Genomic DNA, 23,958 nt, shown 5'->3' with positions numbered 1-23,958 from the left:
GGCACGAGCCATGAGCAGCAGCACCCTCGTCCGCGGCGGCCTCGTCGTCACCGCGAGCGACGAGACGCACGCCGACGTCCTCGTCGAGGACGGACGCGTCGCCGCCCTCGCCGCGGCCGGCACCCCGGCCGCCGCCGCCCTCACCGCCGACCGCGTCATCGACGCCACCGGCAAGTACGTCGTCCCGGGCGGGGTGGACGCCCACACCCACATGGAGATGCCCTTCGGCGGCACCCGGGCGTCCGACACCTTCGAGACCGGCACCCGCGCCGCCGCCTGGGGCGGCACCACCACCATCGTCGACTTCGCGATCCAGACCCCCGGCCGCGGCCTGCGCGAGGGACTCGACGCCTGGCACGCCAAGGCCGAGGGCGTCTGCGCCGTCGACTACGCCTTCCACATGATCGTCTCCGATGTGCGCGAGGACACGCTCGCCGAGATGGACCTGCTGGTCGCGGAGGGCGTCACCTCCTTCAAGCAGTTCATGGCCTATCCCGGCGTCTTCTACAGCGACGACGGCCGCATCCTGCGCGCCATGCAGCGCGCCGCCGGCAACGGCGGGCTGATCATGATGCACGCCGAGAACGGCATCGCCATCGACGTCCTCGTCGAACAGGCCCTCGCCCGCGGCGACACCGACCCGCGCCACCACGGCGAGGTCCGCAAGGCCCTGCTGGAGGCCGAGGCCACCCACCGCGCCATCCGCCTCGCCGAGGTCGCCGGAGCGCCGCTGTACGTCGTGCACGTCTCCGCCCGCGAAGCGCTCGCCGAACTGGTCCGCGCCCGCGACCGGGGCCTGCCCGTCTTCGGCGAGACCTGCCCCCAGTACCTCTTCCTCACCGCCGACCGGCTCGCCGACCCCGGCTTCGAAGGCGCCAAGTACGTGTGCAGCACGCCCCTCAGACCCCAGGAACACCAGGACGCCCTGTGGCGGGGGCTGCGCACCGACGACCTCCAGGTGGTCTCCACCGACCACTGCCCCTTCTGCTTCGCCGGCCAGAAGGAACGGGGCCGCGACGACTTCTCCCGCATCCCCAACGGCATGCCGGGCGTCGAGAACCGCATGGACCTGCTCCACCAGGCCGTCGTCGAGGGCCGCATCACCCGCCGCCGCTGGATCGAGATCGCCTGCGCCGCCCCGGCCCGCATGTTCGGCCTCTACCCGCGCAAGGGCACCCTCGCCCCCGGCTCCGACGCCGACCTGGTCGTCTACGACCCCCGCGCCGAACACGTCGTCTCCGCCCGCACCCACCACATGAACGTCGACTACTCGCCGTACGAGGGCCGCCGGCTCACCGGACGGGCCGAGACGGTCCTCTCCCGCGGCGAGCCCGTCGTGACCGCCGGCCGCTGGACCGGGCGCCCCGGCCACGGCGTCTACCTGCCGCGCTCCACCTGCCAGTACCTCGCCTAGGAGCGGTGCCCATGGACTTCGGACTCGTCCTGCAGACCGACCCGCCGGCCTCCCGGGTCGTCTCCCTCATGCGGCGGGCCGAGCGCAACGGCTTCACCCACGGCTGGACCTTCGACTCCTGCGTGCTGTGGCAGGAACCGTACGTGATCCACAGCCAGATCCTGGCCCACACCGACCGGCTGACGGTCGGGCCGATGGTGACCAACCCGGCCACCCGCGCCTGGGAGGTGACCGCCTCGACCTTCGCCACCCTCAACGACATGTACGGCAACCGCACCGTCTGCGGCATCGGGCGCGGCGACTCCGCGATGCGGGTGGCCGGCCGCAGGCCCGTCACGCTGGCCACCCTCAGCGAGGCCATGAAGGTCATCCGCGCCCTGGCCCGGGGTGAGCGGGCCGACCTCGGCGGCGGCACCGTCGTCTCCTTCCCCTGGGTGCGCCCCGGCGCCGAACTGCCCGTGTGGATGGCCGCGTACGGGCCGAAGGCGCTGCGGACCGCCGGCGAGGAGGCCGACGGGTTCATCCTCCAGCTCGCCGACCTCTACCTCACCGAGTCCATGGTCCGCACCGTCCGCGAGGCCGCCGCCGCGGCCGGACGGGACCCGTCCGAGGTGACGGTCTGCGTCGCCGCCCCCGCCTACGTCACCGAGGACGACTCGCCCGCCGCGCTCGCCCACGCCCGCGAGCAGTGCCGCTGGTTCGGCGGCATGGTCGGCAACCACGTCGCCGACCTCGTCGCCCGCTACGGCACCCACTCGGCCGCCGTCCCCGGCGAACTCACCGACTACATCGCGGCCCGCGAGGGCTACGACTACGCCCACCACGGGCGCAGCGGCAACCCGGACACCCGGTTCGTGCCCGACGCGATCGTCGACCGGTTCTGCCTGACCGGCCCGGTGGAACGCCACATCGAGAAGCTGACCGCGCTGCGCGCCCTCGGCGTCGACCAGTTCGCCCTGTACGCCATGCACGACGCCCGGGAAGCCGTGATCGACGCCTACGGCAGCCGGGTGATCCCGGCCGTGGGCGGCTGAGCCGCGGCCGGGCGGCGGGTCAGGCCGAACCGGCCGACAACGCGGCCACCGCCTCCTTCGCGGCCTGGATGGCCCCCTTGTTGATCACGTCGGTGGCGGGGGCCCGCCCGCTCTCGAAGTCGCTGCCGTTGTACGTGATCATCACCAGCGCGTTGGCCGCGCGGACCAGCACCGTGCCCTCGCGGGTCTCCTGCTTGTCCTCGGTGGTGAGGTTGACCACCGAGTACGCCTCGTCGCCCAGGCCCGGGACCTCGCCGCCGCCGCCGCGGTCGGCGACCCGCTCCTTGTACGACTTCCCGGCCGCCTCGTCGGTGGCCATCACCTCGTAGGAGACGTCGAGCCAGCGGTAGTCGAACCCCTTGAGCGCGTTCCACGAGCAGGTGCGGCGCACCTTCGTGTCGGTGGACGGGATCTCCTTGCCCTCGGTCTTCACGCCCGGCACCAGCGACGTGATCGTCTTCTCGGCGAGCACCTCGCACGGCGCGGGCGCGGCGGCATGGGTCTTGGTCACCGCCTCCGTCGCCGGGGCGGACGGGGACTGCGAGGCCCCCGGCTCGGGCGGCCGCTCGCGCTCGGCGACCGGTCTCGTCTCCGGCCCGGACGACAGGGCCCAGCCCGCCGTGGCGAGCACGGCGACCGGGGCCAGACGCGCGGTGAGGGCGAGGGGCAGGGGAAGGGGACGCACGGCGCACTTCTCGTGGGGGACGGTGCGGAGAGGGGTCCGCACAGCGGACGGGGACGTCAGTCTCACACGAGAGGCGGTGCGGCGGAAGGGCCAACTCGGACCGTGCCCGCGCGGTGACGCAGACGCACCGCAAAGCCCCCGGACGGATGCCCCCGGACCACCACAGACCAGCGAAAACACCGCCGCGACGGCCGGCGGCGGGTGCCTGTCAGGGGACCCGGGCGGTCCACTCGGGGGAGGAGAACTTCTCCCGCGCCAGCTCGTGGGCCCGCGTCAGCTCGTCCTCGCCCACCTTGCCCTCGGCCAGCCCGTACCGCGCCGCGAAGGAGGCGACCATGCGGTCGATCACCGCCTCGCGGGACAGGCCGGTCTGCCGGCGCAGCGGATCGACCCGCTTCCTCGCGCTGCCGATGCCCTTGCCGGACAGCTTCTCCCGCCCGATGCGCAGCACGTCCAGCATCTTGTCCGCGTCGATGTCGTACGACATCGTCACGTGGTGCAGCACCGCGCCGGGGCGGCCCGCGTGCCCCACCATCCGCTTCTGCGCCGCCCCCGCGATCTTGCCCTGGTCGGTGGCGATGTCGTTGAGCGGCTGGTACCAGGCGCGGACGCCCATGTCGGCGAGGGCGCCGAGCACCCAGTCGTCGAGGTAGGCGTAGCTGTCCTGGAAGGAGAGGCCCTGCACCAGGGACTCGGGCACCGACAGCGAGTAGGTGATGGTGTTGCCCGGTTCCACGAACATGGCGCCGCCGCCGGAGATCCGGCGGACCACCTCGACGCCGTGGCGGGCGGCGCCCTCCGGGTCCACCTCGTTGCGCAGCGACTGGAAGCTGCCGATGATCACGGCGGGGGAGGCCCACTCCCACACGCGCAGCGTCGGCGGGCGCAGGCCCGCGGCGACCTCGGCGGTGATCACCTCGTCCAGCGCCATGTGCAGCGCGGGCGGCTGCGGGCCCTCGCGGACGAGCTGCCAGTCGTAGTCGGTCCAGTCGGTGGCCTCGGCCAGCGCGCGGCGCACCGCGACGGCGACGCCCTCCGCCGTCAGCCCGTACATCACGGTGCCCTCCGGCAGCGCCGCCTCGATCCGCGCCGCCAGCCCCGCGGCGTCGGTGCTCGCCGGCACGCCCTCCAGCGCCCGGTCGACCGCGTCGAGCGCCTCGTCCGGTTCCAGGAAGAAGTCGCCGGCCACCCGCACGTGCCGCAGCACGCCGTCCTCGACCTCCACATCGACGACGACCAGCTTGCCGCCGGGGATCTTGTACTCACCGTGCACTGTCCTGCCTCCGTTCCGCACCCCCCTCAACCGCGCGGGCGATCACGGTGTTCCCGCGGGCTCCGCCTCCAGGTCGGGCACGGGCACGGTCAGCCGGACCTCGGTGCCGCCGCCCGGCACGGCCCGCAGCAGCAGGTCGGCGCCGATCAGCAGGGCCCGCTCGCGCATGCCGCGGATGCCCGCGCCCTCGGCGGTGTCGTCGATGCCGCTGCCGTTGTCGCGCACGCTCAGCTCCACGGCGCCCTCGGTGCGCTCCAGGGTGAGGTCGACGCGGGTGGCGCCGGCGTGCCGGGCGGCGTTGGTCAGGCTCTCCTGGGCGACCCGGTACAGGACCAGGTCGGCGTTGTCGCCGAGGGCGGGCAGCCGGGGTTCGATGTGGTGCCGCACGGAGAGCGACGGCCCGGTGAACTCGGCCGCGAGGGAGCGCAGCGCGCTGGCCAGCCCCAGCTCCTCCAGCACCCCGGGCAGCAGGCGGCGGGCGATGCGCCGGATCTCGTCCAGGCTGGCGCGGGTGGACTCCTGCACCTGGTGGAGCTGTTCCCGTACGGGGTCGGGGGCGCGGTCGGCGACCCGCTTGAGGTCGAGCAGGACGGCGGCGAGGGTCTGGCCGACCTCGTCGTGCAGTTCCTGGGCGACGCGGTGGCGCTCGGACTCCTGGGCGGTGAGGGCGCGGGCGGCGCTGGAGGCGCGCTCGGCCTCCAGCCGGTCGATCATCGTGTTGAAGGTGGTGATCAGCTCGGCGATCTCGCCGTGGCCGTCGGCGGCCGGCCGGGCCCGGGGCCGCAGCAGGTCGGTGGTGGTCATGGTGCGCGCGAGCTGCCGCAGCGGGCCGAGGCCGATGCGCAGCAGCACCGCGTTGGCGATCAGGATCACGGCCAGGCCGACCGTGAGGATCGCCGCCTCGGTGAGCAGAACGGGCGTCGACACGGTGACCGGTCCCAGCAGCAGCGCGGTGGCGGTGACCAGCACCACCGCGTTGAAGAGGGAGATCCTCCAGAACAAGGGCACCTCGTACCGCCTTCCCTGACACGTCCCTGCTCCGACCGCCGCCTGCGCGACGGTCCGACCCAGACTGGGTGCCGGGGGCGCCGGGGTCCATCGGTCCTGGTACCCATTTCTCCCCGTTTTCGCTGACCACGGCCCTGATCTACAGGTCGGGTCCGGACGTAATTGGGTGGCGTCCCCAATGGCCGGGTGTGGGGGCCTCGGGCGAGGGTGTAGGCAATCCCCCTTTCCGGCCCAGTGAGTGTCCCTGCGGCGGCCGCCGCTTCGTGACGCCCTCGTCTGGTGCTCCCCGGTCTCGACGGTCGTACCGCCCGCGGCCGTCCTCCCCTCGCGGGAGGCGCGCGGGCGCGGCTCGCCGGCGGGCGTGAGACGCCGTCGGCCGGTCGTGCACGAGAGGAGCTGGGCCATGAAGACAACGCCGCAGAAATCGGGGTGGACCGAGGCGGTAGACGAACCGGGGCCGCGCCGCGCGCGGTCCCGCCGTGTCACGCCCGCGCCCGGCGTGCGCCCGTCCGGCGCCGTGACGGCCCGTTCGATCAGGGTCCGCGCGGGGGAGGACACTGGGTGAACGTCACGACATGGCTCGCCGTGGCGGTGTTCGCCGTCGTCTTCGTCCTGATCGCGACCGAGTGGGTGCACCGGGTCGCCGCCGCGCTGGGCGGCGCGGTCGCGATGCTGCTCATCGGCGCGACCGAACCCGATCACGCCTTCTTCTCCGCCGACTCCGGCATCGACTGGGACGTCATCTTCCTGCTGCTCGGCATGATGCTGATCGTCGCCGTGCTGAAGCGGACCGGTCTTTTCGAGTTCATCGCCATCTGGGCCGCGCGCAAAGCGCGCGGCAGACCGTACCGGCTGATGGTGTTGCTGATCCTGGCGACGGCGATACCGTCGCCCTGGCTGGACAACGTGACGACGGTCCTGCTGATCGTGCCGGTGACCATCTCGGTCTGCCGGCAGCTCGGACTGCCCGTCATCCCTTATCTGATCGCCGAGGTGATGACCTGCAACATCGCCGGAGCCGCCACCCTGATCGGTGACCCGCCCAACATCATGATCGGTTCCCGGGCGGGACTGTCCTTCAACGACTTCCTGATCCACATGACGCCGATCGTCGTCGTGCTGACGATCGTTTTCATCCTGATGAGCCGGTTCCTGTTCCGCGGCGCCTTCCACCACGACCCCGAACGCGCCGCCGCCGTCATGGAGATGAACCCCCGCGAGGCCATCAAGGACTCCCGGCTGCTGGTCCTCAGCGGTGTGGTGATGGCCGCGGTGATCGCCGGCTTCGTCCTCCACACCCATCTGGACATGGAGCCCTCCGTCGTCGCGATCAGCGGTGGCCTGGTGCTGCTGGCCGCCTCGCGGCTCAACCCCACCGAGGTCGCCAAGGACGTCGAGTGGGACACCCTGGCCTTCTTCGCCGGTCTCTTCGTCATGGTCGGCGCGCTGGTGCAGACCGGCGTGATCGGCGAGTTGGGGCGGGCGGCGGCGGAGGCGGCCGACGGCAGGCTCTTCGGCACCGCGATGGCCCTCGTCTTCGGATCCGTCGTACCCTCCGGACTGATCGACAACATCCCGTTCGTGGCGTCGGTCAGTCCGATCGTCGCCGAGATCGTGGAGTCGGCGGGCGGCCTGGAGGAAGCGGGCATGCTGTGGTGGGCCTTCGCGCTCGGCGCGGACCTCGGCGGAAACGCCACGATCATCGCCTCCTCGGCCAACGTCGTGGTGGTCGGGATCGCCGCGCGCGAGGGACACCACATCTCGTTCTGGCAGTTCAGCCGCTACGGCCTGGTGGTCACCGCCACCACGGTCAGCATCGCGGCGGCCTATGTGTGGTTGCGCTACTTCGTACTGGTGTGACGTGATGCCGCCTACCCCGCGAGGAGAACAGATGGCCCGCAAAGAAGACCGCCCCACTCGCCTCACCCGCCCCGCCTGCCTGCGGCCCCGCGCCGGAAGGGAGGAGCCATGCCCCGATCACCTGACGACCGGCTCGCCGAGATCGAGGCGCGACTGCGCCGTGAGGACCCCCGTTTCGCCGACGCCCTGGCGAGCGGCCTGCCCCGCAGGCCCCGCGACCGGCGCCGCCGATGGCTCTGGCTGCTGCTGGTCGCCGCGCTCGCGGTGTTCGGCGCCGGCATCGTGCTCCCGCACGGTCTGCTCATCGCCACCGGGCTCGTCCTGGCCGGTGTGGCGGGGGAGTTGCTGGCACCGGGACCCGACCCGCCGCCCCGGCGCACTTCCTGGCCGAGGCACTGACCGGAGCGGCGCGCACGGCGCCCGCGCCGCGGGGCCGGACGCCCCGCGTCCGCCCCTGCCGCCGGAACACCCCTGGAGGCACGCCTCCTGAAACGCCGCCCCGCCCGGCCGCACCGGCCGGGCGGGGCGGCTCACCGGCGGCCGGTGCGGCCGTCCCGGCCGCCCCCGCGCCGTCGTACCGCCTGAACCCCCGTCAGGACGACCGTGAGCAGGAGGAAGAGCACGACGAGCGGCACCGGGTTCCCGGTGCCGGCGGTCATGCTGAACCCCCCGTCGCTATCCCGTGCCGAACGGAACACCATCGAGCCGAAGAACGCGCTGCGGTCGACGTCCCCCGCGGTGTCCGCGGTGAACGCCAGGACGCCCAGGGTGACCACCACGGTGCTCACCGTCAGCGCCGCCGCCCCCGCCGCGGACCTCCCCACCGACCGTACGGTGATCATTCCTTCGCTCCTCCCCGTCGTAGGTCCCGGGCGCCCTGCCCGCGGAACCGGTCCGCGAACCACGGGCCCCCGCCGCCCCGCCCCGGGGACGGCCGGAAACACCCTCTCGCACCCGCCGGGACCGCCCGCGGGCAGGGTGTTCACCTCGATTCCACCCGCCGTACACGGTCCGGGTGGGGTTTGTCAGTCCCTCGTGCTCTCATGGAGGCATGATCGAGGACTACGAAACCATCGACGAGTTTCTCACCCGGCACGCCGGCGACGTGGAGGAGGCCGTCCGCAAGGCGGCCGCGCAGGAGATCATGCCCCGCTGGCGGCGGCTCGCCGACGACGAGGTGGACCAGAAGTCCGGCCCGCACGATCTGGTGACCGACGCGGACCGGCAGGCCGAGCTGTACCTCACCGAGGCCCTGCGGCTGCTGATGCCCGGCTCCGAGGTCGTCGGCGAGGAAGCGGTGCACGACAACCCGGCCACCTACGAGGCGATACAGGGCGACGCCCCGGTGTGGATCGTCGACCCCGTCGACGGCACCCGCCAGTTCGTGCGCGGGGAGACCGGCTTCTGCACGCTGGTCGCGCTCGCCCGGCACGGCAGCGTGCTCGCCTCCTGGACCTACGCCCCCGCGCAGGACCGTTTCGCCACCGCCCGGCGCGGCCAGGGGGCCTTCCTGGACGGCGTACGCCTGCACGCCGGACCGCCGGAGCCGGGCCGTGACCTGCGCGTCGCCACCTCCCACCCGGACTACACGACCGACGACCAGAAGCGCGCCCTGCTCGGCCTGCGCGTCCCGGGCGTGGCCCCCCGCCCGTGCGGTTCGGCCGGCCTGGAGTACCTGGACGTCGCCCTCGGCCGCGTCGACGCCACGGCCTTCTCGTGGGAGGCGGCCTGGGACCACGCGGCGGGCATCCTCCTGGTCGAGGAGGCGGGCGGCATCCACCTGACCCGTGACGGCGAGCCCTTCCGCATCACCGGCGGCAACGACCTGCCGTTCACCACGGCCCGCGACGCGGCGACCGCCCGCCAGGTGGCGGCACTCCTGGCGGGGGACCCGGGGTCCCAGCCGGGCTGACCGGTCCCCGGCCGGGCGGCGCACGCGAGCGGCGCGTCCGCCCGGCCGGGCCGGCCGCTCGCCCCGGGCCCGCCGGGGCCCCGCGCCGGGCCCGCGCCCGCCCTGACCCGCCGCCCCTGCCCCGCCCCGGATGGCGCCCTTCGCCGGCGGACCCGCTCCCCGCCCCGGACCCGCCCCGGCCGAGGAGAGACCCCTTCCCCGGACTCGGGCCAGTACCGGCCCCCGCGACCGGAACATGTCAGCGCCGGCGCCTATCCTGGACAACCAGTGCCCGTCGGCTGACGAAGGGGTCGCAAGGTGGCGTCGATGCTCGATGCGGTCGTGGTGGGAGCGGGGCCGAACGGGCTGACCGCTGCCGTGGAACTGGCCCGGCGCGGCTTCTCCGTCGCCGTCTTCGAGGCCCAGGGCACCGTGGGCGGCGGCGCCCGCACCGCTGAGCTGACCCTGCCCGGCTTCCGGCACGACCCCTGCTCCGCCGCGCACCCCCTCGCCGTCAACTCTCCCGCCTTCCGCGACCTCCCCCTGGAGCGGTACGGACTGCACTGGCTGCACGCCCCCCTCCCGATGGCACACCCCTTCCCCGACGGCTCGGCCGCCGTGCTCTCCCGCTCGGTGGGCGAGACGGCCGCCTCCCTCGGACCGCGCGACGCGGGCACCTACCGCCGTCTGGTCGGCCCCTTCCTGCCCCGGTGGGACACGCTCCTGCGCGACTTCATGTCCCTGCCCGGCACGGCGCTGCCCCGCGACCCGGTCACCCTCGCCCGTTTCGGACTGGCCGCGCTGCCCCCGTCCACCTGGCTCGCCCGGCGCTTCCACGACGAGAAGGCCAGGACGCTCCTCGCCGGTCTCGTCGCCCACGTCATGGCCCCCCTCGGCGGCCTGGCCACCAGCGGCGTCGGCCTGGTCTTCGCCCTGGCCGCGCACGCCCGCGGCTGGCCCGTGGCGCGTGGCGGCTCCCAGGCCATCTCCGACGCCCTCGCCGCCCTCCTCACCGACCTCGGCGGTGCCGTCCACACCGACTACGAGGTCAAACGCCTCGACGACCTGCCGCCCGCCCGCGCCTACGTCTTCGACACCTCGCCCACCGCCCTGGCCCGCATCGCCGGCCTCGGCAACCACTACGCGGGCTACCGGTACGGACCCGGCGTCTTCAAGATCGACTACGCGCTGGACGGCCCCGTCCCGTGGACCGCCGAGGCCCCCCGCAGGGCGGGCACCGTGCAGATCGGCGCGGACAGCGCGGAGATCGGCGCGGCACTGCACGCCGTCTCCCGCGAGGGCCGCGCCCCCACCCCGCCCTTCCTCATCACGGTGCAGCCCAGCGTCGCCGACCCCACCCGCGCCCCGGCGGGCAAGCACGTCTTCTGGGCGTACGGACACGTCCCGCACGGCTGGACGGGCGATCTCACGGACGCCATCGAACGCCAACTGGAGCGCTTCGCCCCCGGGTTCCGGGACCGCGTCCTCGCCCGCGCCACCGCCGGCCCACGCGAACTCGCCGCCCACAACGCCAACTACGTCGGCGGGGACATCGCCACCGGCGCCGTCTCCGGGCTCCAGACCCTGCTGCGCCCCAAGCTCTCCCCGACCCCGTACGCCACCCCGCACCCGGCCGTCTTCATCTGCTCCTCGGCCACCCCGCCGGGCCCCGGCGTGCACGGCATGCCGGGACACAACGCGGCCAAGGCGGTCTGGCGGAGGCTGAGGCGGTCGTGAGCCCCCGCATCACGCTCGTCCGGGGCGACATCACGCGCGAGAGCGCCGACGCGCTCGTCAACGCCGCCAACTCCTCGCTGCTCGGCGGGGGCGGCGTCGACGGCGCCATCCACCGGCGCGGCGGGCCCGCGATCCTGGCGGAGTGCCGCCGGCTGCGCGCCTTTCGGTATCCCGAGGGCCTGCCCACCGGGGCGGCCGTCGCCACCACCGCGGGCGACCTGGACGCCCGCTGGGTCATCCACACGGTCGGCCCGCGCTTCTCCCGCCGGGACGACCGCTCGGCACTGCTGGCCTCCTGCTACCGGGAGTCGCTGCGCGTGGCGGACGAACTCGGCGCCCGCAGCGTCGCGTTCCCGGCGGTCTCCGCCGGTGTCTACGGATGGCCGATGGACGGCGCCGCCCGGATCGCCGTGCAGACGGTGCGCGCGTCGCCGGCCTCGGTGGAGGAGGCGCGGTTCGTCCTCTTCGACGAGGACGCGTACGAGGTGTTCGCCGCCCGGCTCGGCTGAGCCGCCCGGGGCCCGGCCGCCGAGCGGCGCGGGGACGTCACCCGCCCGGAGCGGGGACGTCACCTCTCATCCGGCGCGGGGATGGCCCCTCGCGCCCAGCGCGGGGCGCCTTCCGTACGGGCGCGGCGCGGTCCCTCATCCGCCCGGTCGCCGGTGGGTGAACGGCGGTTCGGTGTCCCGCCCGGTGCCCGCGCCGTGCGCGGCGCGCCCGTGGCGCGGGCCCCGCTCCGCCTCGCTCTCCCCGAGCACCATCTCCGGGTCGAACATGACGACCACCGCCGCCACCACCAGCACCGCCAGCGGCCCGGCGATCATGGCCAGCAGGAAGGAGAGCAGACCGGCCGAGGAGTGGTGCGCCGGTGCCGTGTGGGTCAGGTGGACGCTGACCGCGGCCATGCCGGTGTAGTGCATGCCGCTCACCGCGACGCCCATGACGAGGCTCGCCACGAGGGTCGCCCAGAACCCGCGCACCGACACCGCCGCCCACAGCGCGGCCGTGGCCGCCACCACCGCGATCACCACCGAGAGCGCCACGAGCGCCGTGTCGTAGCGGATCTCGCCGCCCGTGTGCATCGCGGCCATCCCGATGTAGTGCATCGCCGCGACGCCGAGCCCGGTGAAGACGCCCGCCGTGCCCAGCGTCACCGGGCCCGAGCCGCGGTAGCCGACGAGGAACACCCCGACCGCGACGACGGCCACCGCGACCAGCAGGCTCAGCACGGTGAGCCGGGTGTCGTACTGGAGGACGGCGCCCTCCACGCTGAAGCCCATCATGGCGATGAAGTGCATGGACCAGATGCCGCAGCCGATGGAGACGGCCCCCAGGGTGAGCCAGCCGGCCCGCCGGCCCTGGGGGCCGCGGCGCATCGAGCGCACCGTGCAGCGCAGGCCGAGCGCCGATCCCAGGCAGGCCATCAGGTAGGCGGCGACGGGGGTCACGGCCCCGTAGTGGAAGTCGGTCACTGTGGCGTTCACGTCCACATGCCTTTCTCGACGCGCGGCGTGCGCACCACGGCGCGGAACGTCGTGTCACGAAGCGAAAGAAGAAGGAAAGAACCCGCAAGGGGGTGAAGAGGGATGAAGGAAATGAAAGGGGTGAAGCGGGCAGGGGGTGAAGGGGTCGATCTGGTCAAACGGGGTCGGTCCGGTTGATCGGCCGATCGGCCAGTCGGCGAAATCGCGCCATATGGCTGAATCAATCACACGCGTGTAGTTCCGGTGAAGGTCGGGTCTCTGTGGCTTCTGTCACGAACCGGATGGTTCAGGCGTCCGCTTGACCTTCAAATGCGACTGATGTGCAATAGCCGTTCACCAGCAACAATCGCGTGGGGGAGACATGACGACCCGTCGGATACGAAGCGCCGCCGCGGCCGTGGCGTTGGCCGCCGGGGCAGCGGCCTGCTCGGCGCCCGGCAGCGGCGGCGAGCCGGACGGCACCAAGGCGGCCGAGTCCGTCGTCATCGGGGTCGGCACCGAACCGGACACCCTCAGCCCGCTGCTGGGCTACGGCAAGGACGGCAACTCCAAGATCTTCGACGGGCTGCTCGCCCGCGACGCCGACATGAGCCTCAAGCCGGCCCTGGCCACCGCCCTGCCCGAGGTCGCCGACGACGGGCGCACCTACACGTACACCCTGCGCGAGGGCGTCACCTTCAGCGACGGCGAGCCGCTGACCGCCGAGGACGTGGTCTTCACCTACCGCACCGTCCTCGACCCGAAGACCAACAACACCGCCCGCAGCGAACTCGACGCCATCCGCGAGGTGCGCGCCGACGGCGACGACAAGGTCGTCTTCTCCCTGAAGTACCCCTACGCGCCGTTCGCCTCGCGGACCGTGCTCCCCATCGTCCCCGAGCACAAGGCGGGCGGGCAGGACCCGAACACCGGCTCCTTCAACACCCGCCCGATCGGCACCGGCCCCTACGTCCTGGCCGGCTGGAGCAAGGGCGAGAAGCTCACCTTCAAGGCCAACCCCCACTACTGGGGCGGCACCCCCAAGGTGAAGTCCCTCACCATGGCCATCATCGCCGACGACAACGTCCGCGCCACCCGGCTGCGCTCCGGCGACCTCGACGGCGCCGTGCTGCCCCCCAACCTCGCCGCCACCTTCGACAAGGACCGCGGCAAGCGGCTCCACGAGGCCAGGTCGTACGACTTCCGCGCCGTCACCCTGCCCACCGCGGGCAAGGTCACCGGCGACCTCGACATCCGCCGGGCGCTGGACGCCGCCGTGGACCGCCAGGCCATGGTCGACAAGATCCTCGACGGCGCGGGCACCCCCGCCTACGGGCCGCTGCCCGCCGACGACCCCTGGTACGCCGAGGGCATCGAGCGCCCCCACGACCTCGAGGGCGCCACCGACCGCCTCGACCGGGCCGGCTGGAAGTCCGGCGCCGACGGCGTCCGCGTCAAGGACGGCACCCGTGCCTCCTTCACGCTCTTCTACCCCTCCGGCGACAAGGTCCGCCAGGACCACGCGCTCGCCTACGCCTCCGACGCCAAGAAGGCCGGCATCGAAGTCAAGGTCGAGGGCGCCACCTGGGAGGTCATCGAACCGCGCATGGGCAAGGACGCCGTCCTGGCCGGTTTCGGCAGCGTCGGCGACCCCGACTTCGGCCTCTACACCCTGCTGCACTCCTCGCTGGCCGGCGACGGCTTCAACAACATGCCGGGCTACCGCAACCCGGCCGTCGACCGCGCCCTGGACACCGGGCGCCGCGCCCACGACGACGGCGAACGCCGCACCGCCTACACCGCGCTCCAGAAGGCCCTGGTCGAGGACCCCGGCTACACCTTCCTCACCCACATCGACCACCTCTACGTCCTCGACGACCGCTGGGACGGCCTGACCACCCAGCTCGAACCGCACGAGCACGGCTTCGCCAGCGGCCCGTGGTGGAACATCGAGGACTGGCAGCCGAAGAAGTGACCCCGATCCCCTGGGGGGCGATGGCCCGCATGACGGGACGGCGGGCACTGTTCGCCGTCCCCGTCGTCCTCGTCGTCACCTTCGGCGTCTTCGCCATCGCCGCCCTCTCCCCGTTCGACCCGGTGAAGGCGTACGCCGGCAGCGCGGCGCTCGGCGCCGACCAGGAGACCCTGGACCGGCTGCGCGCCAACCTCGGCGTCGACCAGTCCGTCGTCGCCCGCTGGTGGCACTGGCTGACCTCGGCGCTCGGCGGCGACTTCGGTCACTCCACCGTCATGCGCCAGCCCGTCACCCAGGTGATCGGCGAACGCCTCGTGTGGAGCGCCCTGCTGTGCGCCGTCGCCTTCGCCGCCGCCGTCGTGGCCGGGGTCGTGCTCGGCGTCCTGGCCGCCCGCCGCCCCGGCTCGCTCACCGACCGCGCCGTCACCTCGCTCGCCTACTCCCTGGAGGCCGCGCCGGTCTTCTGGACGGCGCTCCTCGCCGTCTGGCTCTTCGCCCTGCACTGGGGCGTCCTGCCGGCCGGCGGCCTCACCGACACCGGCAGCGAACTGGTCAGCGCCGGGCAGGTGGCGAGCCACCTGGTGCTCCCCGCCGGGGTGCTCGCCGTCTCCCAACTGCCCTGGTTCACGCTCTACGTCCGCCAGGGCGTGACCGACGCCCTCGCCGAGGACCCGGTACGCGGCGCCCGCGCCCGCGGCATCGGGGAGGGCACCGTCCTGTTCGGCCACGCGCTGCGCTCCGGACTGCTCCCGGTGCTCACCCTGATCGGCTCCCGGGTACCCGAACTCATCACCGGCGCCCTGCTGGTGGAGTCCGTCTTCAGCTGGCCCGGCATCGCCGCCGCCACCGTGGAGGCCGCCACCGCCGTCGACTTCCCGCTGCTGGCCGCGCTCACCACGCTCGCCACCGCCGCCGTGCTCGCCGGCAACCTCCTCGCCGACCTGCTCTACGGACTCTTCGACCCGAGGGTGAACCTCCGTGACATGTGACGCCCATGGCTGAGACCACGGTCGAGAAGACCGCCCCGCCCGAGCCCGGACCGGCCACCGGCCCCTGGCGCTCCCGGACCGGCGCCCGCCGCTCCACCCGCACGCTGCGCCTGTACGCCTCCGCCGCGCTGACCGGCCTGACCGTGCTCGCCGTCCTCGTCGTCCCCCCGCTGGTCCAGCTCGACCAGCAGGCCGTCGATCTGGCCGCCAAGCTCCGGCCGCCCGGCGCGGACCACCCCTTCGGCACCGACGACGTCGGCCGCGACCTGCTGCTGCGCTGCGTCTACGGACTGCGCGTCTCCCTGCTGGTCGGTGTCGCCGCGGCCCTGACCGCCACCGTCGTCGGCACCGCCGTCGGGGCCACCGCGGGCGCCCTCGGCGGCTGGGTCGACCGCGCCGTCATGCGCGTCGTCGACGCCTTCTCCTCCGTACCGCACCTGCTCCTCGGCGTCTTCATCGTCGCCATGTTCCGGCCCGGCGTCTGGCCCGTGGTGGCCTCCGTCGCGCTCACCCACTGGCTGTCGACCGCGCGGATCGTCCGCGCCGAGGTGCTCTCGCTGCGCGCCCGGCCCTACGTCGACGCCGCCATCTCCGGCGGCGCCTCCCGCCGGCGGGTGGCCGTACGCCACCTGCTGCCCGGCGTCCTGCCGCAGGCCGCGCTCGCCGCCGTCCTCATGGTGCCGCACGCCATGTGGCACGAGTCGGCACTGTCCTTCCTCGGGCTCGGACTGCCCACCCACATGGCGAGCCTCGGCAACCTCATCCAGAGCGCCCGCGGTTCGCTGCTCGCCGGACAGTGGTGGCCCACGCTCTTCCCGGGCCTGTTCATCATCGTCCCCACCCTCGCCATCGCCGGCCTCGCCGGCGTCTGGCGGGAGCGGATCAACCCCCGCCGCCGATCGGAGCTGATGCTGTGACCGGGCGAGCCCCCGTGCTGTCCGTACGCGGTCTGTCGGTGCGCTTCCTCATGCCGGGCGGGCGGCACGTCGCCGCCGTCACCGACGCCCACTTCGACGTGGCCCCCGGCGAGTGCCTGGCCCTGGTGGGGGAGAGCGGCTGCGGCAAGTCCGTCCTCGCCTCCGCCCTGCTCGGCCTGCTCCCGGGCAACGCCCAGACGGCGGGACAGGCGCTGCTCGGCCCGCTCGACCTGCTCGGCGCCGACGAGCGCACCCTGGCCCGCACCGTACGCGGCCGGCTGGTCGGACTGGTCCCGCAGAGCCCCGCCGCCCACCTCACCCCCGTCCGCACCATCCGCTCCCAGCTCGCCGAGACCCTCGCCGCGCTCACCCCGGTCCGCGGCCGGACCGCCCTGCGCGAGGCCACCCGGGCCGCCGCCGAACGGGCCGCCTTCCCCGCCGACCACCTCGACCGCCACCCCCACCAGCTCTCCGGAGGGCTCGCCCAGCGCGCCGCCACCGCCCTCGCCCTGGCCGGCGACGCGCCGCTGCTGCTCGCCGACGAACCCACCACCGGCCTCGACCGCGACCTGGTCGACCGCACCGTCGACGAACTGCGGCGCCACGTCGACGCGGACGAGGGCCGCGCCCTGCTGATGATCACCCACGACCTGGCCGCCGCCGAGCGCATCGCCGACCGGGTCGCCGTGATGTACGCCGGCCGGATCGTCGAACTCGCCGACGCCGCCGCCTTCTTCGGCGCCCGCGGCCCCCGCCACCCCTACAGCCGCGGTCTGCTCCAGGCGCTGCCCGACCGCGCTTTCACGCCCATCCCCGGACTGCCGCCGGAACTCGGCGACCTGCCCGCCGGCTGCGCCTTCGCCGCCCGCTGCGCGCGGGCCGACGACGCCTGCGCCGCGCTGCCGCCGGCCGGCCCGGTCCTCTGCCACCACCCGCACACCGCCGTCCCGGAGGCCGCCGACCGTGCTTGACCTGCGTGCCGTCACCGCCGGATACCCGGGCCACCCCCCGGTGTTCCGCGACGTCTCCCTGACCGTCGCCCCCGGCGAATCGGTCGGCCTGCTCGGCCCCAGCGGCTGCGGCAAGTCCACCCTGGCCCGCGTCGCCGCCCTGCTGCACCGCCCCGACGCCGGCACCCTGCACCTCGACGGGGAACGGATACGCCACTGGCGCCACCGCGCGCCCCGCGCCCAGCGCACCGCCTTCGGTGTCGTCTTCCAGCAGCCCCGCCTCTCCGCCGACCCCCGGCTGACCCTCGCCGACCTCGTCGCCGAACCCCTGCGCGCCACCGGCGACCGCGAGCACCTGAGCGAACGGGTCGCCGAACTCGCCGCCCGGGTGGGCCTCACCGGCGACCTGCCGGCCCGCCGCCCGCACGAGGTCAGCGACGGGCAGTTGCAGCGGGCCTGCCTCGCCCGCGCGCTGGTGCTGCGCCCGCGCTGGCTGGTGTGCGACGAGATGACCGCCATGCTGGACGCCTCCACCACCGCCGCGCTGGTCGGCGTCGTCGAGGAGTACCGCGCCGAGACGGGGGCGGGACTGCTCGCCGTCGGCCACGACCGCGTCCTCCTCGACCGCTGGTGCGAGCGGACCGTCGAGTGGGCCTCCCTCACGGCGCCCGCCGAGGAGACGACCGCGCAGTAGCGCCGGACCGGGCCGGCCGAGCGCAGGACGGGGCGACCGCGCGGGCGAGCGGCCGGGCCGCGCCGCGCGGACGCCGTACGGGGGCGGCGGTCTCCGCCCGCCGGACCGAAGCGACATGTATCGGTCAAGCTCGGGTCACGGGGGCAGCGGCCGGGGTTCATCCGCCGCCGCTTGGCTGGACGCGGCCAGCCAGCCCCTCGCCGCCTGGAGGTTCGATGACCCCGCCGCGCACCAGCATGGCCGGCCCCCTTCGCAGAAGGGGGTTCCTCGGCATCGCCGGGGCCGGCGCCGGTGCCCTGCTGCTCGGCAGCGGACCCGCGCCCGCCGCCGTCGCCGCGCCCCCGGCCCGCGCCCCCCGTGACCCCTTCACCCTCGGCGTCGCCTCCGGCGACCCGCTCCCCGACGCCGTCGTCCTCTGGACCCGCCTCGCCCCCGACCCGCTGGAACCCGGCGGCGGCGTGCCCGCCCGCCCCGTCGCCGTGCGCTGGGAGGTCGCCCTCGACGAACGCTTCCGCACCGTCGTGCGCCGGGGTGTGGAACACGCCGTCCCCGAGGAGGCCCACACCGTCCACGCCGACGTCCGCGGCCTCGAACCGCACCGCGAGTACCACTACCGCTTCCGCGTCGGCGACACCCTCTCGCCCGCCGGACGCACCCGCACCGCCCCGGCCCCCGGCACCGCCCCCGCCGTCGACTTCGCGTTCGCCTCCTGCGCCAACTGGGAGGCCGGCCACTTCACCGCGTACCGGCACATGGCGGAGGAACGCCCCGACGTCGTCTTCCACCTCGGCGACTACCTCTACGAGTACGCGGCAGGCGCCAACGGCGACGTGCGCACCCATGTCGGCGGCGAGATACACACCCTGGACGACTACCGCCGGCGCCACGCCCAGTACAAGACCGATCCCGACCTGACGCTGCTGCACTCCGTCGCCCCCTTCATCGTCACCTGGGACGACCACGAGACCGACAACAACTACGCCGGCCTGACCCCCGAGAACCGCGACCCCGCCCAGGGCAACGACACCACCGAGCACTTCGCCGCCCGCCGCCGGGCCGCCTACCAGGCGTACTGGGAGCACATGCCGCTGCGCCGCTTCCGCAAGCCGGTCGACACCGGACTGCCCCTGTACCGGCGGTTCGTGTACGGGGACACGGCCACCTTCAGCGTGCTCGACACCCGCCAGTACCGCACCGACCAGCCCTACGGAGACACGTGGCAGGTCTCCGGACCCGACCAGTGGGACCCGGAGGCCACCATCCTCGGCGAGGAGCAGCACGCCTGGCTGGAGGAGAGCCTCACCCGGTCCCGCTCCACCTGGAACGTGCTGCCCCAGCAGATCTACTTCGCCAACTGGGACGCCGTCGCCGGCCCGGACGACGGCGGCTACAACGACGGCTGGGACGGCTACCGGATCTCCCGCGACCGGGTCCTCGGCCACGTCGCGGAACGCGGCATCGACAACTTCGTCGTCCTCACCGGCGACGTCCACGCCAACTGGACCAACGACCTGCGCCGCGACTTCGAACGCCCCGAGACCCCCGTGCTCGGCAGCGAGTTCGTCTGCACCTCGATCACCTCCGGCGGCGACGGCACCGGCTCCCACGACCCGGGCCGCGTCTACTGGGACGAGAACCCGCACACCAAGTACTACAGCGACCGCCGCGGCTACGTCCGCTGCACTGTCTCCCGCGACACCTACACCGCCGACTACCGGGTCGTCGACCGGGTCACCCGGCCCGGTGCCCCCGTCCGCACCGACCGTTCCTTCGTCATCGAGGCCGGGGTGCCGGGCGTGCAGACGCCCTGACCCGCCCGCCACCGGCCCCGCCCCGCGCCCACGCCCCGCACCCGGGGGCGTGGGCGCCGCGCGTGGCCGAACCACACCACCAGGAACCGACAGAGACCGACGGGGTAATTGATTCGGTTGTGTTCGGGTCCTAGGGTGACCCTGGCTCAGCAGCGCTCCCCCCACCGGCAGTTCGCCCCACGGACCGCTCTCCCCAGCCGTCCCCGCACCGCACGCCGAGCCGCCTCGGCGCCCCACGGAAGGCCACGGTCATGCCGCACACTCCCGTGTCACCCCACGCCCCCGCCCCGGTCCCCCGCTCCCGGCCGCTCGTCAGCCGGCGCCGCCTCCTGGAAGGGGGAGCCGCCGTGTTCGGTGCCCTCGCGCTGTCGGCCTCCACCGTCCAGGCCCGCTCCGCCGGACGCCGCGCGGACGCCGCCCGGGACCCGGAGTGGAACGACTTCGGCGTCCACAGCGTCGGCACCGAGCCCCCGCACACCACGCTCATGCCCTACGCCGACCTCCCGCAGGCCCTCGCCGGCGACCGCACCCGCTCCCCGTACCGGCTGAGCCTCGACGGCACCTGGAAGTTCGCGCACGCCGACCGCCCCGAGGACCGCGACCCCGACTTCCACCGCACCGACCTCGACGACTCCGGCTGGGACACCCTCCCCGTCCCCTCCGTCTGGCAGCTCCACGGCCACGACCTGCCCGTCTACCTCAACATCACCTACCCCTACTGGGGCGCCAACGGCCACGGCGAGGAACCGCGGCCGCCCGCCGCCCCCACCCGCTACAACCCGGTCGGCCAGTACCGGCGCACCTTCACCGTGCCCCGCGACTGGTCCGGCCGCCGCACCTTCCTGCACTTCGAGGGCGTCAAGTCCGCCCACTACGTGTGGATCAACGGCACGCTCCTCGGCTACGACGAGGACTCCTACACCCCCTCCGAGTACGACGTCACCGACCACCTGCGCCCCGGCACCAACCACATCGCCGTGGAGGTCTACCGCTACGCCGACGGCGACTGGCTGGAGGACCAGGACATGATCCGGCTGAGCGGCATCTTCCGCTCGGTCTACCTGTACTCCACGCCCACCGTGCGGCTGCGCGACTTCCGGCTGGAGACCCCCCTCGACGCCGCCTACCGCGACGCCGAGCTGAAGGTCACCGCGAGCGTCCGCGCCCACGGCACCCCCGCCGCCGGTGCCCACACGGTGGAGACCCAGCTCCACGACGCCGCCGGCCACCCCGTCTGGCCCCGGCCGCTGCGCCAGCGCGTCGACCTCGCCGCCGCCCCCGCCGGCCAGGACGTCACCGTACGGGCCGCGAAGGCCGTCACCGCGCCCCGCCTGTGGTCGGCCGAACACCCCTACCTGTACACCGCCGTCCTCACCCTGCGCGATCCGGCGGGCACCGTGATCCAGACCCTCTCGCACCGGGTCGGCTTCCGCGAGTTCGCCCTCAAGGACGGGCTCATGCGCATCAACGGCCGTCCCGTCTCCCTGCGCGGCACCAACCGGCACGAGATGCACCCCGCCCGCGGCACCGCGCTCACCCGCGCCGACATGACGGAGGACATCCGGCTCATCAAGCGGATGAACATGAACAGCGTCCGCACCTCCCACTACCCCGGCAACCCGCTCTGGCTCGAACTCGCCGACGAGTACGGGCTCTACGTCGTCGACGAGACCAACCTGGAGACCCACGGCATCCGCGACCGCTTCCCCGGCGACCACCCCGACTGGTCGGCGGCGTGCGTCGCCCGCGCCCGCAACATGGTGCACCGCGACAAGAACCACGCCTGCGTCGTCATCTGGTCCCTCGGCAACGAGGCCGGCGGCGGCAGCACCTTCGTCGCCATGCACGACTGGATCCGCTCCTACGACACCACCCGCGTCATCCAGTACGAGGGCGACGACCGCCCCGGCGTCAGCGACATCCGCTCGGCCATGTACGAGACGCCCCAGCGCGTCGAACAGCGCGCCGCGGACACCGCCGACACCCGCCCGTACGTCATGATCGAGTACTCCCACGCGATGGGGAACTCCAACGGCAACTTCCGCGAGTACTGGGACGTCGTCCGCCGCCACGACGTGCTCCAGGGCGGCTGGGTCTGGGACTTCGCCGACCAGTCGCTGCACTGGCCGGTCCCCGCCCGCACCCTGCTCACCGAGACCGGACCGGCCGCCCTGCGCGGCGAGATCCTCGCCCCCGGCGGCTCCTTCGACCGCGAACGGGGCCTGTCCGGGGGCACCGTCTTCGCCCGCGACGAGCGGCTCGACCTCACCGGCTCGCTCACCCTGGAAGCCTGGGTCACTCCCGGCGTGCCCGGCTACCACCAGCCGATCATCGCCAAGGGCGACACCCAGTACGCCCTCAAACAGAACCACCGCACCCTGGAGTTCTTCCTCTACTCCGGCAGCCAGTGGATCACCGCGACCTGGGACCTGCCGGACGACTGGACCGGCAGAGAACACCACCTCGCCGGCGTCTTCGACGCCGACGCCGGCACCCTCACCCTGTACGTCGACGGCACCGTGCGCGCCACCCGCGCCACCACGCTGCGGCCCGCCGCCAACACCGCCCCCCTCTCCCTCGCCACCGACGCCGACAACCAGACCCGCGAGTTCAGCGGCACCATCCGCCGCGCCCGCGTCTACGCCCGCGCCCTCGGCGCCGCCGACCTGGCCTCAAAGCGCCGCGGACCCGGCGACGACGGCGTGCGCTTCTGGTTCGACGCCGAGACCGTCCGGACCTCCCGGGAACAGCCCGGCGCGAAGACCTTCCTCGCCTACGGCGGCGACTGGCGCGACAACCCCAACGACGGCGCCTTCTGCGCCGACGGCATCCTCACCGCCGACCGGCGCCTCACCGGCAAGGCCGCCGAGATCACCCGCGTCCTCCAGGCGGTCGGCGCGAGCCGCACCCCCGGCGGCGGACCCGGCGCCGTCACCCTCGTCAACGAATACCTCTTCACCAACCTGCGGGAGTTCGCCGGCAGTTGGCGCCTGGTCGCGGACGGCGAGGCGGTGGGGGAGGGGAAGCTCACCCGCGACCAGCTCGACGTGGCGCCGCTCGCCCGCAAGGACATCACCCTGCCCGTCCGGCTCCCCGCCCGGCCCGCCGCCGGCACCGAGTACTTCCTCGAACTCTCCTTCGCCCTCAAGGAGTCCACCCCCTGGGCGAAGGCCGGTCACGAGATCGCCCGGCACCAGCTCCCGCTGCCCTCCGACGCCCCCGCCGTCACGCCGGTACGCCTCGCCACGGTCCCCGCCCTGCGCCTGGAGGACCGCGACGGCAAGGTCACGGTCCGCGGCGAGGACTTCGGCCTCACCCTCGACCGGCGCTCCGGCACCCTCACCTCCTACGAGGCCCACGGCACCCGCCTGCTCACCTCGGGGCCGGTGCCCAACTTCTGGCGGGCGCCCACCGACAACGACAAGGGCACCGGCCAGCACACCCGCAACCAGACCTGGCGCGACGCCGGCGCCCGCCGCACCGTCACCGGCGTCACCGTGCGCGAACTGGGCGACCGGGCCGTCGAGATCGCCGTCGCGGGCACCCTGCCCACCCGGGTCGCCTCCGCGTACACCACGACCTACACCGTCTTCGGCAACGGCGAGATCAAGGTCGACCACACCCTCCACCCCGGTGCCCCCGACCTGCCCTACCTCCCCGAGGTCGGCTCGCTGCTGTTCCTGCCGCGCGGCCTGGACCGGCTGCACTACTACGGGCGCGGCCCCGAGGAGAACCACTGGGACCGCCACACCGGCACCGACGTCGGCCGCTACTCCGGCACCGTCGCCGAGCAGTGGACCCCGTACATCCGCCCGCAGGAGAACGGCAACAAGACCGACGTGCGCTGGGCCGCCCTCACCGGCCGCGACGGCGTCGGACTCCTCGCCACCGGCGAACCCCTCCTGGAGGTCAACGCCTCCTTCTTCACCCCCGAGGACCTGTCCACCGGCGTCCGCCACGACTACCAGCTCACCCCCCGCGACCAGGTCGTCCTGCGGCTCAACCACCGCCAGATGGGCGTCGGCGGCGACAACAGCTGGGGCGCCCCCACCCACGACGCGTACAAGCTCCTCGCCGACCGCGACTACGCCTACACCTACCGGCTCCGCCCGATCACGGACATCGCGCAGGCCCCGGCCGCCTCCCGCCGCCCCACCGCGACGACGTAGCCGGGGGAGCGGGCGGGCACCGGGTCGGGACGCGTAGCCCGGCCCTCCGGGCCCGGCCCGCGGCGCCGGGGCGGGGACCCGCCGCTCC

Annotated in this window: 19 protein-coding genes; 14 read left to right on the top strand and 5 right to left on the bottom strand. The window is 73.9% G+C overall.

Going from position 1 to position 23,958, the window contains the following annotated elements; all coding sequences use genetic code 11:
- The first annotated feature begins 10 nt into the window (after window positions 1-10).
- Entirely contained in the window at window positions 11-1,414 is a 1,404-nt protein-coding gene (gene hydA, locus VM636_RS04020) for a dihydropyrimidinase (protein ID WP_030418725.1), read from the top strand.
- An 11-nt stretch (window positions 1,415-1,425) separates the two neighbouring features.
- The gene (locus VM636_RS04015) at window positions 1,426-2,448 is read left to right on the top strand and encodes a TIGR03842 family LLM class F420-dependent oxidoreductase (protein ID WP_030418726.1); all 1,023 of its coding nucleotides are present in this window, start codon (window positions 1,426-1,428) and stop codon (window positions 2,446-2,448) included.
- A 19-nt stretch (window positions 2,449-2,467) separates the two neighbouring features.
- Here VM636_RS04015 and VM636_RS04010 read toward each other — a convergent pair whose 3' ends face one another.
- The 3 genes from VM636_RS04010 to VM636_RS04000 all read right to left on the bottom strand — a co-directional run bounded on the left by VM636_RS04010 (window position 2,468) and on the right by VM636_RS04000 (window position 5,414).
- Window positions 2,468-3,133: a hypothetical protein gene (locus VM636_RS04010; RefSeq protein ID WP_338483307.1), complete on the bottom strand. Its 666-nt coding sequence runs from the start codon at window positions 3,131-3,133 to the stop codon at window positions 2,468-2,470.
- Between the two features lie 208 nt (window positions 3,134-3,341).
- The gene (locus VM636_RS04005) at window positions 3,342-4,406 is read right to left on the bottom strand and encodes a biotin/lipoate A/B protein ligase family protein (RefSeq protein ID WP_030418728.1); all 1,065 of its coding nucleotides are present in this window, start codon (window positions 4,404-4,406) and stop codon (window positions 3,342-3,344) included.
- Window positions 4,407-4,448: 42 nt separating this feature from the next.
- A complete protein-coding gene (locus tag VM636_RS04000) occupies window positions 4,449-5,414 on the bottom strand; it encodes a HAMP domain-containing sensor histidine kinase (RefSeq protein WP_030418729.1) in 966 nt (321 codons plus the stop codon).
- Between the two features lie 561 nt (window positions 5,415-5,975).
- Here VM636_RS04000 and VM636_RS03995 point away from each other — a divergent pair.
- Both VM636_RS03995 and VM636_RS03990 read left to right on the top strand, forming a co-directional pair.
- Complete coding sequence (locus tag VM636_RS03995) at window positions 5,976-7,274, top strand: ArsB/NhaD family transporter (RefSeq protein ID WP_030418730.1); 1,299 nt, start codon at window positions 5,976-5,978, stop codon at window positions 7,272-7,274.
- A gap of 108 nt (window positions 7,275-7,382) precedes the next feature.
- On the top strand, window positions 7,383-7,673 hold the full coding sequence (locus VM636_RS03990) for a DUF3040 domain-containing protein (protein WP_030418731.1): 291 nt from the start codon (window positions 7,383-7,385) through the stop codon (window positions 7,671-7,673).
- A 131-nt stretch (window positions 7,674-7,804) separates the two neighbouring features.
- Here VM636_RS03990 and VM636_RS03985 read toward each other — a convergent pair whose 3' ends face one another.
- The gene (locus tag VM636_RS03985; protein WP_053914237.1) at window positions 7,805-8,116 is read right to left on the bottom strand and encodes a hypothetical protein; all 312 of its coding nucleotides are present in this window, start codon (window positions 8,114-8,116) and stop codon (window positions 7,805-7,807) included.
- Window positions 8,117-8,325: 209 nt separating this feature from the next.
- Between VM636_RS03985 and VM636_RS03980 the strand changes: the two genes are divergently transcribed.
- From VM636_RS03980 to VM636_RS03970, 3 genes are all read left to right on the top strand, one after another.
- The gene (locus tag VM636_RS03980; RefSeq protein WP_030418733.1) at window positions 8,326-9,186 is read left to right on the top strand and encodes an inositol monophosphatase family protein; all 861 of its coding nucleotides are present in this window, start codon (window positions 8,326-8,328) and stop codon (window positions 9,184-9,186) included.
- Window positions 9,187-9,492: 306 nt separating this feature from the next.
- Window positions 9,493-10,902: an NAD(P)/FAD-dependent oxidoreductase gene (locus VM636_RS03975; RefSeq protein ID WP_030418734.1), complete on the top strand. Its 1,410-nt coding sequence runs from the start codon at window positions 9,493-9,495 to the stop codon at window positions 10,900-10,902.
- Window positions 10,899-11,411 carry an O-acetyl-ADP-ribose deacetylase gene (locus VM636_RS03970; protein ID WP_030418735.1) on the top strand — a complete coding sequence of 171 codons (513 nt, stop codon included), beginning with the start codon at window positions 10,899-10,901 and terminating at the stop codon, window positions 11,409-11,411. The genes VM636_RS03975 and VM636_RS03970 overlap by 4 nt, the downstream gene beginning before the upstream one ends.
- Window positions 11,412-11,546: 135 nt before the next feature.
- Here VM636_RS03970 and VM636_RS03965 read toward each other — a convergent pair whose 3' ends face one another.
- Window positions 11,547-12,386, bottom strand: coding sequence for an MHYT domain-containing protein (locus tag VM636_RS03965; protein WP_030418736.1), 840 nt, complete (start codon window positions 12,384-12,386; stop codon window positions 11,547-11,549).
- Between the two features lie 361 nt (window positions 12,387-12,747).
- Between VM636_RS03965 and VM636_RS03960 the strand changes: the two genes are divergently transcribed.
- The 7 genes from VM636_RS03960 to VM636_RS03930 all read left to right on the top strand — a co-directional run bounded on the left by VM636_RS03960 (window position 12,748) and on the right by VM636_RS03930 (window position 23,870).
- On the top strand, window positions 12,748-14,340 hold the full coding sequence (locus tag VM636_RS03960) for an ABC transporter substrate-binding protein (RefSeq protein WP_338483299.1): 1,593 nt from the start codon (window positions 12,748-12,750) through the stop codon (window positions 14,338-14,340).
- A 20-nt stretch (window positions 14,341-14,360) separates the two neighbouring features.
- Window positions 14,361-15,329, top strand: a complete 969-nt coding sequence (locus VM636_RS03955; RefSeq protein ID WP_030418738.1) for an ABC transporter permease — start codon at window positions 14,361-14,363, stop codon at window positions 15,327-15,329.
- Window positions 15,330-15,334: 5 nt separating this feature from the next.
- On the top strand, window positions 15,335-16,246 hold the full coding sequence (locus tag VM636_RS03950; protein WP_030418739.1) for an ABC transporter permease: 912 nt from the start codon (window positions 15,335-15,337) through the stop codon (window positions 16,244-16,246).
- On the top strand, window positions 16,243-17,217 hold the full coding sequence (locus VM636_RS03945) for an ABC transporter ATP-binding protein (protein WP_030418740.1): 975 nt from the start codon (window positions 16,243-16,245) through the stop codon (window positions 17,215-17,217). Before VM636_RS03950 ends, VM636_RS03945 begins: the two co-directional genes overlap by 4 nt.
- Window positions 17,210-17,890, top strand: a complete 681-nt coding sequence (locus VM636_RS03940; protein ID WP_338483293.1) for an ATP-binding cassette domain-containing protein — start codon at window positions 17,210-17,212, stop codon at window positions 17,888-17,890. The genes VM636_RS03945 and VM636_RS03940 overlap by 8 nt, the downstream gene beginning before the upstream one ends.
- A gap of 215 nt (window positions 17,891-18,105) precedes the next feature.
- Complete coding sequence (locus tag VM636_RS03935) at window positions 18,106-19,701, top strand: alkaline phosphatase D family protein (protein WP_338483291.1); 1,596 nt, start codon at window positions 18,106-18,108, stop codon at window positions 19,699-19,701.
- 251 nt (window positions 19,702-19,952) lie between these two features.
- Window positions 19,953-23,870 (top strand): glycoside hydrolase family 2 TIM barrel-domain containing protein, encoded by a 3,918-nt coding sequence (locus VM636_RS03930; RefSeq protein WP_053914236.1) that lies wholly within the window; start codon window positions 19,953-19,955, stop codon window positions 23,868-23,870.
- The last annotated feature ends 88 nt before the right edge of the window (window positions 23,871-23,958 follow it).

The sequence above is a fragment of the Streptomyces sp. SCSIO 75703 genome (assembly GCF_036607905.1).
In the GTDB taxonomy this organism is placed as follows: domain Bacteria; phylum Actinomycetota; class Actinomycetes; order Streptomycetales; family Streptomycetaceae; genus Streptomyces.
This window is presented reverse-complemented; position numbering and strand designations above follow the sequence as displayed.

Coding starts and splice junctions, on each gene's coding strand:
- hydA (WP_030418725.1), top strand. CDS start 11: ATGAGCAGCAGCACCCTCGTCCGCGGCGGCCTCGTCGTCACCGCGAGC.
- VM636_RS04015 (WP_030418726.1), top strand. CDS start 1,426: ATGGACTTCGGACTCGTCCTGCAGACCGACCCGCCGGCCTCCCGGGTC.
- VM636_RS03990 (WP_030418731.1), top strand. CDS start 7,383: ATGCCCCGATCACCTGACGACCGGCTCGCCGAGATCGAGGCGCGACTG.
- VM636_RS03985 (WP_053914237.1), bottom strand. CDS start 8,116: ATGATCACCGTACGGTCGGTGGGGAGGTCCGCGGCGGGGGCGGCGGCG.
- VM636_RS03980 (WP_030418733.1), top strand. CDS start 8,326: ATGATCGAGGACTACGAAACCATCGACGAGTTTCTCACCCGGCACGCC.
- VM636_RS03975 (WP_030418734.1), top strand. CDS start 9,493: ATGCTCGATGCGGTCGTGGTGGGAGCGGGGCCGAACGGGCTGACCGCT.
- VM636_RS03960 (WP_338483299.1), top strand. CDS start 12,748: ATGACGACCCGTCGGATACGAAGCGCCGCCGCGGCCGTGGCGTTGGCC.
- VM636_RS03955 (WP_030418738.1), top strand. CDS start 14,361: ATGGCCCGCATGACGGGACGGCGGGCACTGTTCGCCGTCCCCGTCGTC.
- VM636_RS03950 (WP_030418739.1), top strand. CDS start 15,335: ATGGCTGAGACCACGGTCGAGAAGACCGCCCCGCCCGAGCCCGGACCG.
- VM636_RS03935 (WP_338483291.1), top strand. CDS start 18,106: ATGACCCCGCCGCGCACCAGCATGGCCGGCCCCCTTCGCAGAAGGGGG.
- VM636_RS03930 (WP_053914236.1), top strand. CDS start 19,953: ATGCCGCACACTCCCGTGTCACCCCACGCCCCCGCCCCGGTCCCCCGC.